The sequence below is a fragment of the Arenimonas sp. genome, assembly GCF_019459675.1.
GTDB lineage: Bacteria > Pseudomonadota > Gammaproteobacteria > Xanthomonadales > Xanthomonadaceae > Arenimonas.
The window spans coordinates 1-9106 of the sequence record NZ_JAIBFH010000255.1 but is presented as its reverse complement, the minus strand read 5'-3'; the positions used below and the strand labels follow the sequence as shown (position 1 = coordinate 9106).

At 70.1% G+C, this 9106-nt stretch carries 8 protein-coding genes; 4 read left to right on the top strand and 4 right to left on the bottom strand.

What is annotated here, in order from left to right; translation table 11 throughout:
- The 3 genes from K0M70_RS08560 to K0M70_RS08550 form a co-directional block, all read right to left on the bottom strand.
- On the bottom strand, window positions 1–685 hold a 685-nt coding region (locus K0M70_RS08560; protein ID WP_290781382.1), incomplete at its 3' end, for an endonuclease/exonuclease/phosphatase family protein.
- 143 nt (window positions 686–828) lie between these two features.
- Entirely contained in the window at window positions 829–1686 is an 858-nt protein-coding gene (locus tag K0M70_RS08555) for a thiol:disulfide interchange protein DsbA/DsbL (RefSeq protein ID WP_290781381.1), read from the bottom strand.
- A gap of 95 nt (window positions 1687–1781) precedes the next feature.
- Window positions 1782–2663 carry a c-type cytochrome gene (locus tag K0M70_RS08550; protein ID WP_290781380.1) on the bottom strand — a complete coding sequence of 294 codons (882 nt, stop codon included), beginning with the start codon at window positions 2661–2663 and terminating at the stop codon, window positions 1782–1784.
- A gap of 180 nt (window positions 2664–2843) precedes the next feature.
- On the opposite strand from K0M70_RS08550, the gene yihA reads away from it, so the two are divergent.
- Window positions 2844–3431 (top strand): ribosome biogenesis GTP-binding protein YihA/YsxC, encoded by a 588-nt coding sequence (gene yihA / locus K0M70_RS08545; protein WP_290781379.1) that lies wholly within the window; start codon window positions 2844–2846, stop codon window positions 3429–3431.
- 14 nt (window positions 3432–3445) lie between these two features.
- On the opposite strand, the gene K0M70_RS08540 is transcribed toward yihA, so the two are convergent.
- Window positions 3446–4384: an ABC transporter permease subunit gene (locus tag K0M70_RS08540; RefSeq protein WP_290781378.1), complete on the bottom strand. Its 939-nt coding sequence runs from the start codon at window positions 4382–4384 to the stop codon at window positions 3446–3448.
- A gap of 78 nt (window positions 4385–4462) precedes the next feature.
- Between K0M70_RS08540 and iadA the strand changes: the two genes are divergently transcribed.
- The 3 genes from iadA to cphA all read left to right on the top strand — a co-directional run.
- Window positions 4463–5680: a beta-aspartyl-peptidase gene (gene iadA, locus K0M70_RS08535; RefSeq protein WP_290781377.1), complete on the top strand. Its 1218-nt coding sequence runs from the start codon at window positions 4463–4465 to the stop codon at window positions 5678–5680.
- 4 nt (window positions 5681–5684) lie between these two features.
- Entirely contained in the window at window positions 5685–6524 is an 840-nt protein-coding gene (locus K0M70_RS08530) for a cyanophycinase (protein WP_290781376.1), read from the top strand.
- Window positions 6525–6533: 9 nt separating this feature from the next.
- Window positions 6534–9106, top strand: a 2573-nt coding sequence (gene cphA / locus K0M70_RS08525; protein WP_290781375.1) for a cyanophycin synthetase, incomplete at its 3' end; no start/stop codon positions are given.

Sequence of the window (9106 nt, the reverse complement as noted above, 5' to 3'; positions counted from 1 at the left end):
GGGGGGCGCCGCCCGCGGCGGGGATGGCCTGGTAGTTCAGCACGTCCATGCCGCCCACCAGCACGTGGTCCAGGCAGCGCTGCGGTGCCCAGCTGGGGAAAGTGCAGATGCGCTCGCCGGGCGGTGCCAGCACCGTCTGCCGGTACAGCGCGCGCATCTCGGGCGCGTCGAAATCACAGTTGAAGTCGCCCATCAGCACCAGCCGCGGCGACTCCGACAGCAGCTCGGCCAGGAAGCCCAGCTGCAGCATGCGTGACTTGGCGCCCAGCGACAGATGGGTAATGGCGAGGTCCCAGGCCTGTTCGCCTTCGCCGAAGCGCGCCATCAGCACCCCGCGGCCGGCGATGCGGCCGGGCAGGGCGTAGTCGAGCATTTCGGTGGGCTGCAGGCGGCTGAGCAGCGCGTTGCCGCTGCCGGCGATGCGCGAGATGCGGCGGTTGGGCTGGTGGCTCCAGAACGGGAAGTTGCCGCGTTCGGCGAGATAGTCGGCCTGGTTGGTGAAGCCTGACCGCAGGCTGCCGGGGTCGCTTTCCTGCAGTCCGACCACGTCATAGGGTTCGGCCATCGCGGCCAGGCTGTCCATGTTCAGGCGCTTGCCGTTGGGAAGCACGTGCGACCAGCTGCGCGTCACGTACTCGCGGTAAGCGCGCGTGCTGGAGCCCGCCTGGATATTGGCGCTGAGCAGTCGCAGCGGCTTGGCCGGTGCGGAGGGAGGCTTTTTCGACGGCATGTGGACATGGTGCGGCCGCAGGGGGCAATCAACAAGGCTGAAACTGAACGGGGCCACCTAAGTGGCCCCGCGAATTCATCAGCCGGTGTTGCCTGGCTTCAGGGCGTGCCGCCCGCGCGCTCCACCGCCACCAGGTATTCGATGGTGGCCAGCAGGCCCTCGGGGCCGCGGTCGTTGGTGGTGACGGCGCTGTACTTCCCGTTGATGATCATCGTCGGGGTGGCTTCCACCTTGGTGCGCAGCGCGAACTGGCGGGCGCGATTGAGCTTGGCGGTCACGGCGAAGCTGTTCATCGTCGAAAGGAAGGCTTCGCGATCGGCGCCCTGGCTGGCGTAGTGGTCGGCGATTTCATCGACCGAGGCCGTCTGGAACTTGCGGTCGACGAAGAACGCCTTGAACACGCCGTCGTGCGTCTTGTCGAGCAGGCCCAGGATTTCGGCGGCGAAGAAGCCGCGCGCGAAGTTGTCGCCGGGGCCACCGAAGGCGCCGGGCACATAGCGGAAGCTGACGTCGGCCGGCAGCGTCGGCTTCCAGGCGTTGATGGTCGGCTGCAGGTTGGCGCAGTGGATGCAGGTGTAGGAGAACACTTCGGCCACTTCGATGCCGCCGGTGCCAAAGGTCGGCTGCGGCTCGGGCAGCACGGTGTAGTCGATGCCGGCGCGCGGGGCGTTGGCCGGGTCGGGCATGGCCGGCGCGGGTACCGGCGTGGGCGCGTCGGGAGCGGCCGGAGCAGGCGTGCCGGCGGCGGCTTCGTCGGCCGGGACCGGCGGCGTGGTCGTTTCGTCAGCAGGCGCCTGGGCAGGCACTTCGGCCGGGGCGTCGGCCGGCGGGGCCGGAGCCACTTCTGCCGCCGGGGCGGTTGCGGCCGCGGCTGGGGCGGTGCCCGACTCGTCGGTGGCCGGCTGGCTGCATGCGGCCAGGCCAAGGACAAGCATCAAGGGAAGAAGTCGCTTCATCGCGGTCGTGCTCCTGGTTCGGGTAACCCGCTAGACCACGGCCGGCGGGCCAAAGTTCAACCCGGCGGCGACCCGCGCCACCGGGGGAGAGGGGTTCAGCCCTGCGGGGCGGCTTCCGGTGCGGCTTCCGGGGCGGCCGCATCGGCCGGCGCCGCGTCCTGCGGGGCGGCCTCCGTGGGCGCGACTTCCACCGGGGCCGGAGCCGCCGCGGCCGCTTCGGCCAGGGCTTCGGCAGACGGGGCGTCGGCCACGTTGTGCAGGCCCTGGAGGTAGGTGGCGAGGCCCTGGATGTCTTCGTCGCTGAGATTGGCGGCTACGCCGGCCATCACGGCATTGGCGTCCTTGTCCTTGCCCCAGACGGCGCCGGCGCGGAAGGCGGTCAGCTGCAGGGCGGTGTAATCGGCGTGCTGGCCGCCGATGGCCGGGTAGGGACCCGGGACGCCGGCGCCGGTCGGGCCATGGCAGGCCTGGCAGGCGGGGATGCCCTGGGCGGGCCGGCCGGCGCGGAACAGCTTTTCACCCACCTGGTAGAACTTGCGGCCCTGGTTCGGGCCCGAGGCCACCAGGCTGTCGTCGGCGATACCGGGCACCACTTTCTGGGTGGCGAAGTAGGCGCCGATGTCGCGCATGTCCTGCGCGCTCAGGGCGCTGGCGAAGCCCAGCATGATGGCGTTGTCGCGGCCGCCGTTCTTGTAGAGCGCGAGCTGGCGGGCGATGTAGCTCTCGTGCTGGCCGGCCAGCTTGGGGTACAGCGGCGTAGCGGCATTGCCGTCCACGCCGTGGCAGGCGGCGCAGGCGGCGGCCTTGGTGGCGCCGGCGGCGGCGTCACCGAAGGTGGCCGGAGTGTTGTCGGCTTCCAGCGTGGCGACCGGCGCGGCCTGGGTTTCGGGCGCCGGCGTCACGGTGGCGGCTTCCTGGGCCATGACCGAGGCGGCGGCCAAGGCGGCGGCGACACCGAGGATGCGCGTGAACTTCATGGGCTGCTCCGAAACGCTGATAACTGGAAGAGGGGCTGCGCGGTGGACGCGCGGGAAGGCGCGGATTATCCCAGTCAGCGCCCGGAGCGGTCAATTGAAGTCGGTGGCGTGAAGGCCTGGCGCTGGTCACGCAGGCCCGGGCAGGCCAAGCTAGAGGCCTTTCCCGCACCGGCCGACACGATGGCAAACCCCTTGGCCCGCGCCAAATACACCTTTTCCGCGCACGCCCTCAAGCAGCTGCCGCCCGACGACTGCCGGGAAGTGGCCTTCGCCGGCCGCTCCAACGCGGGCAAATCCAGCTCGCTCAACGCGCTCACCAACCAGCACGGCCTGGCCCGGGTGTCCAAGACCCCGGGCCGCACCCAGGCCCTGAACTATTTCGAAGTGGCGCCCAACAAGCATCTGGTCGACCTTCCGGGCTACGGCTACGCCAAGGTGCCCGAGGAAATGCGCGAGCGCTGGAAGCTTTTCATCAACGACTACTTCCACACCCGGCAGTCGCTGGCGGGCCTGGTGGTGGTGATGGACATCCGCCATCCGCTGCGCGAGTACGACCTGCAGATGCTCGACTACGCGGTTGAGCGCGAACTGCCGGCGCACTGCCTGCTCACCAAGGCCGACAAGCTTGGCCGGGGCGAACAGGGCAATACGCTGCTCAAGGTGCGCAAGGAGCTGGGCGAACGCGCTTCGGTGCAGGTGTTCTCGGGCGAATCGAGGCTGGGCGTGGACGAGGCGCGGTCGGTGGTGTCGCGCTGGCTGGAGCTCTGACCGGCGGCCGCTGTTCAAGCCTCGGCGTCGCGAAGCCGCGGGTCCAGCCGGCTGCGCAGCAGGTCCACCACGGCGTTGATCAGCACGATGGCCGCGCCCACCACCAGCACCACGCCCAGCACCAGGGTGTAGTCGCGGTTCAATGCGCCCTGCACGAAATAGCGGCCTATGCCCGGGATGCCGAACACCTGCTCCACCACCGCCGATCCGCTGACCACGTTGATCAGGGCCGGGCTCAACCAGGCCACCACCGGCAGCAGGCCCGGGCGCAGGGCGTGGGCGAACAGCAGGCGCGCTTCGGACAGGCCGCGGCCGCGCGCCGCGCGCAGGTAGTCGGCGCCCAGTACCTCCAGCAGTGATGCGCGGGTAAGCCGCGCGCAGTAGGCCAGGTTGGGCAGGGCCAGCGCGATGATCGGCAGCACGGCGCTGCGCCAGCCGCCGTCCCAGCCGCCGGCGGGCAGCCACTGCAGGCCGACCGCGAACACCAGGATCAGCAGCGGCGCCGCGACGAACTTGGGCACCGCCAGCCCCAGTCCGGCCCCGAACATCAGCAGGCGATCGGTCCAGCGACCGGCGCGCAGCGCCGCCCAGACGCCCAGGGGGATGCCGATGCCCAGGGCAAGCAGCAGGGCCAGGCCGCCATTCACCAGTGAGATCGGCAGGCCGGCGGCCAGCAGCTGGTTCACCGTGTAGTCGGGGTATTGGAAGGACGGACCCAGGTCGCCGCGCAGCACATCCGCCAGCCAGTGGCCGTACTGGGACAGCAGCGGCTGGTCCAGTCGGTACTGGGCGGCCAGCGCCGCCTCGACCTCGGGCGGCGCGGTTTTCTCGGTGTCGAAGGGGCCACCCGGGGCCGAGCGCAGCAGCACGAAGCACAGCGTCGCCAGCAGCCAAAGCGTCAAAAGCGCCTCGGTGGTGCGGGCCAGGACCCGACGGGAAGGGGAGGCGGACATGGCGGGGACTTTGCCGCACGCACCCCGGGCTGTCACCCTGTCCGGCCTGCCCCGGACCCAACTGGTACATTGCCCAAGATGCCCCAAGCCCCTGCCGCACCGCTGGTCCTGATCCGCGACGCCGATGTCTTCGCTCCCGAGCCCCTGGGCCGGCGCCAGCTGCTGACCGGCGGCGGCCGCATCCTCTGGATCGGCGGCATGGACGAACAAGCGCCCACCGGGCTGCCGATGCAGGTGGTGGACCTGCAGGGCCGGCGCCTGGTCCCGGGCCTGATCGACGGCCACGTGCACATTACCGGCGGCGGCGGCGAAAGCGGCTTCGCTTCGCGCGTGCCGGCGCTGCCGCTGTCGCGCTACACCTCCGGCGGCGTCACCACCGTCATCGGCGTACTGGGCACCGACGACGTCACCCGCAGCACCCGCGAACTGGTGGCCGGCGTGATGGGCCTGCGCGAAGAAGGACTCAGCGCCTGGGCGCACTGCGGCGGCTACCACCTGCCGCCCGCCACCGTTACCGGCAGCGCCGGCAGCGACATCGCGTTCATTGAATGCCTGATCGGCGTGGGCGAAGTGGCCATCAGCGACCACCGCTCCAGCCAGCCCACGCTGGACGAACTGCTGAAGGTCGCGGCGCAGGCGCACGTGGCCGGCCTGATGACCGGCAAGGCGGGCATCGTCCACCTGCACCTGGGCGACGGCGCGCGCGGACTCGACCTCGTGCGGCGCGCGCTGGATGAAAGCGAACTGCCTGCGCGCGTCTTCAACCCGACCCACGTCAACCGCCGCCACGCGCTGTTCGAAGAAGCGCTGGACCTGGCGCGGCGCGGCTGCACCATCGACATCACCGCCTTCCCGGTGGCCGAGGGTGAAGACGCCTGGAGCGCGGCCGACGCGCTGCAGCGCTACCTCGACAGCGACGCGCCGCCGGAGCGCGTCACCGTAAGTTCGGACGCGGGCGGCTGCCTGGCCTGCTTCGACCACGAAGGCCATCTTTGCGGCATGGACATCGGCGCGCCGGCCGCGCTGGGCGCCACCCTGGTTGAACTGATGCAGCGCGGCCTGGCGCTCGACCAGGTGCTGCCCGCGTTCACCTCGAACGTGGCGCGCCTGCTGCGGCTGCCGCGCAAGGGCCGCGTGGCCACCGGCGCCGACGCCGACCTGGTGGCGCTGGATGCGCAGGGCCGCATCGCCGACGTGATGGCGATGGGCGCCTGGCACGTGCGCGACGGCGTGCAGGTGCGCAGCGGGAAGTTCGAGGGCGCAGGCCCGTCACTCCACTCCAAGCAAGGACGCTAGAAACATGCCCAGCAAGATCCCCGACGGAGGCCAGCGCGGCTGGATCATCCCGATCGGCGGCGCCGAGGAAAAGGAAGACCGGCCCGAGATCCTGAGCCGCTTCGTCGCCCTGTGCGGCGGTGCGGACGCCAACATCGTCGTCATTCCCAGCGCCAGCAAGCTGCGCGACACCGGGCCGCGCTACGTGGCCCTGTTCAAGGGCCTGGGCGCCGGTGAAGTGGAGTCGCTCGACTTCGACACCCGCCGCGACGCCGAAGAGCCCAACCGGCTGGCGCGACTCGAACAGGCCACCGGCATCTTCATTACCGGCGGCAACCAGCTGCGCGTGACCACGCTGCTGGGCGGCACGCCGGTGTCGCGGATGATCCGCAGCCTCAACGCCTCGGGCGTGCACGTGGCCGGCACCAGCGCCGGCGCGGCGGTGCTGAGCGAACACATGATCGCGTTCGGCGAAGAGGGCGGCTCGCCGCGCGCCGGCAGCGTGCGGCTGGCGCCCGGCCTGGGCCTGACCAACCGCTTCATCATCGACCAGCATTTCCGCCAGCGTGACCGCCTGGGTCGCCTGACCACCGCGCTGGCGTTCAATCCGTTCGCCATCGGCATCGGACTGGACGAGGACACCGCGGCCTTCATCGGACCGGACAACGAAGTGGAAGTGCTGGGCAGCGGCGGCGTCACCGTGGTGGACGCCCACGGCCTGCAGTTCTCGTCCATGGACCTGGTGGCCGAGGGCGAGCCGGTGTGCGTGCTGGGCCTCACCGTCCACGTGCTCACCACCGGCGCCACCTTCAACCTGCACACGCGCCGGGCTTCGGCCGGCTCGCTTTCCGTCAGCAAGGATTAGGATCCCAGCATGCGCATACTCGACCGTTCGATCTACGTGGGTCCGTCGCTGTACGCGCACTTCCCGGTCATCCGGCTCGAGCTGGACCTGGGTGTGCTGGAGGCCTGGCCCACTGGCAAGCTTGGCCCGGCGTTCGTGGACGGCCTGGTGGCGGCGCTGCCGGGGCTGGCCGGGCACGGCTGTTCCTACCGCGAGCCGGGTGGCTTCATCCGCCGCATGACCGAAGGCGAGGGAACGTGGCTGGGCCACGTGCTGGAACACGTCGCGATCGAGCTGCAGAACGTCGCCGGTGAAGACGTTACGTTCGGCAAGACCCGCAGCACCGACAAGCCGGGCGTGTACTCCGTGGTTTACGAATACGTGCAGAAGGAAGAAGGCGTGGCGGCGGGCGAACTCGCCATGCGCCTGCTGTCGTCCCTGCTGCCGCCGGAGCTGCGCACCAGCGGCAGCGTGCCCGACGACTGGCAGTGGGATACGGCACGCGACGAATTCATCCGCTATGCGCAGCGCCGCGCGCTGGGCCCTTCCACGATGTCGCTGGTGCGCGCGGCCGAGGAGCGCGGCATCCCCTGGCTGCGCCTGAACGGGCAGTCGCTGGTGCAGCTGGGCCACGGCAAGTACCAGCAGCGCATCCAGGCCACGGTGACCGGGCGCACGCCGCATATCGCGGTGGAGCTGGCCAGCGACAAGGAAGAAACCAACAAGATCCTGGGCTCGCTGGGCCTGCCGGTGCCGCGCCAGGAGCTGGTGCAGAACGAATCGGCCGCCATCCGCGCCGCGCGCAAGATCGGCTACCCGGTGGTCACCAAACCCTACAACGGCAACCACGGCCGCGGCATTTCCATCTGCCTGCGCACCGATGATGAAGTGGTGGAGGGCTACAACAAGGCCAAGGAAATCTCACGTTCGGTCATTGTCGAAACTTTCCTTGAGGGAGACGACCATCGCCTGCTGGTGGTCAACGGCGAACTCGTCGCCGCCACCCGGCGCACGCCGGGCCACGTGGTTGGCGACGGCTTGCACACGGTCGCGCAGCTGGTGGATGCGGTGAACCAGGACCCGCGCCGCGGCGTCGGCCACGAAAAAGTGCTGACCCGCATCGAGCTGGACGCGCAGGCCGACATGATGATGGCGCGCGAAGGCGTGGACGCCGGCACCGTGCTGGACGCGGGCCGGGTGCTTTACCTGCGCTCCACCGCCAACCTGTCCACCGGCGGCACCGCCACCGACGTCACCGACATCATCCACCCCGACAACCGCGACATGGCCATGCGCGCCATCCGCGCCATCGGCCTGGACGTGGGCGGCGTGGACTTCCTCACCACCAACATCGCCGAAAGCTACAAATCGATCGGCGGCGGCATCTGCGAGTGCAACGCGGCGCCCGGCTTCCGCATGCACGTGGCGCCCAGCGAAGGCACGCCGCGCGACGTGGCCGGCCCGGTAATCGACATGCTGTTCCCGCCCGGCGCGCCGTCGCGCGTGCCGATCGCGGCGGTGACCGGCACCAACGGCAAGACCACCACCGCCCGCATGCTGGCCCACATCACCAAGATGGCCGGCTACACGCCGGGCATGACCACCACCGACGGCGTGTACATCGACGGCCAGCGCACGGTGGAAGGCGACATGACCGGCCCGGTGTCGGCGCGCATGGTGCTGGCCGACCCGCAGATCGACCTGGCGGTGCTGGAAACCGCGCGCGGCGGCCTGCTGCGCGCCGGCATGGGCGTGCGCCACGTCAACGTGGGCGCGGTGTTGAACGTGCAGTCCGACCATCTCGGGCTGAAGGGCATTGACACGCTGGAACAGCTGGCCGAGATCAAGCGGATTGTTGTTGAAGTGGCTACCGACTGCGCCGTGCTCAACGCCGACGACCCGCAGGTGCTCAAGATGTCGGGCTACACCGAGGCCAAGGTGATCTGCTACGTCACCATGAACCCGCAGCACGGCCTGGTGCGCGAACACATCCGCGCCGGCGGCCGGGCCTGCGCGCTGGAAGCCGGCGTCAACGGCCAGATGATCACGCTCTACGACAAGGGCAGCCACATCCCGCTGCTGTGGACGCACCTGATTCCCGCCACCATGGAAGGCCGTGCGCTGCACAACGTGCAGAACGCGATGGTGGCCGCTTCGATGGCGTTCTCGCTGGGCATCAAGCTTGACGCCATCCGCCAGGGCCTGCGTACGTTTGACACCACGTTCTTCCAGGCGCCGGGGCGCATGAACGTGTTCAACGAGCATCCGTTCAAGGTGCTGTTCGACTATGGCCACAACGCCCACGCGGTGGGCGCGATGGCCGACCTCGCGCAGCGCCTGGACGTCACCGGCCGGCGCATCGTGGTCCTGGCGGGTCCGGGTGACCGCCGCGACGAAGACCTGGTGGCCATCGCCGACGCCGTGGCCGGTCGCTTCGACCACTACATCTGCCGCCGCGACGATGGGCTGCGCGGTCGTGATGGCGACGAGGTGCCGCGCATCCAGGCCAAGGCGCTGATGGCGCGCGGCGTGCCGGCCGAGGCCATTTCAATCATCCCCGACGAGCAGAAGGCCATCGACGCGGCGCTGCGCATGGGTCAGCC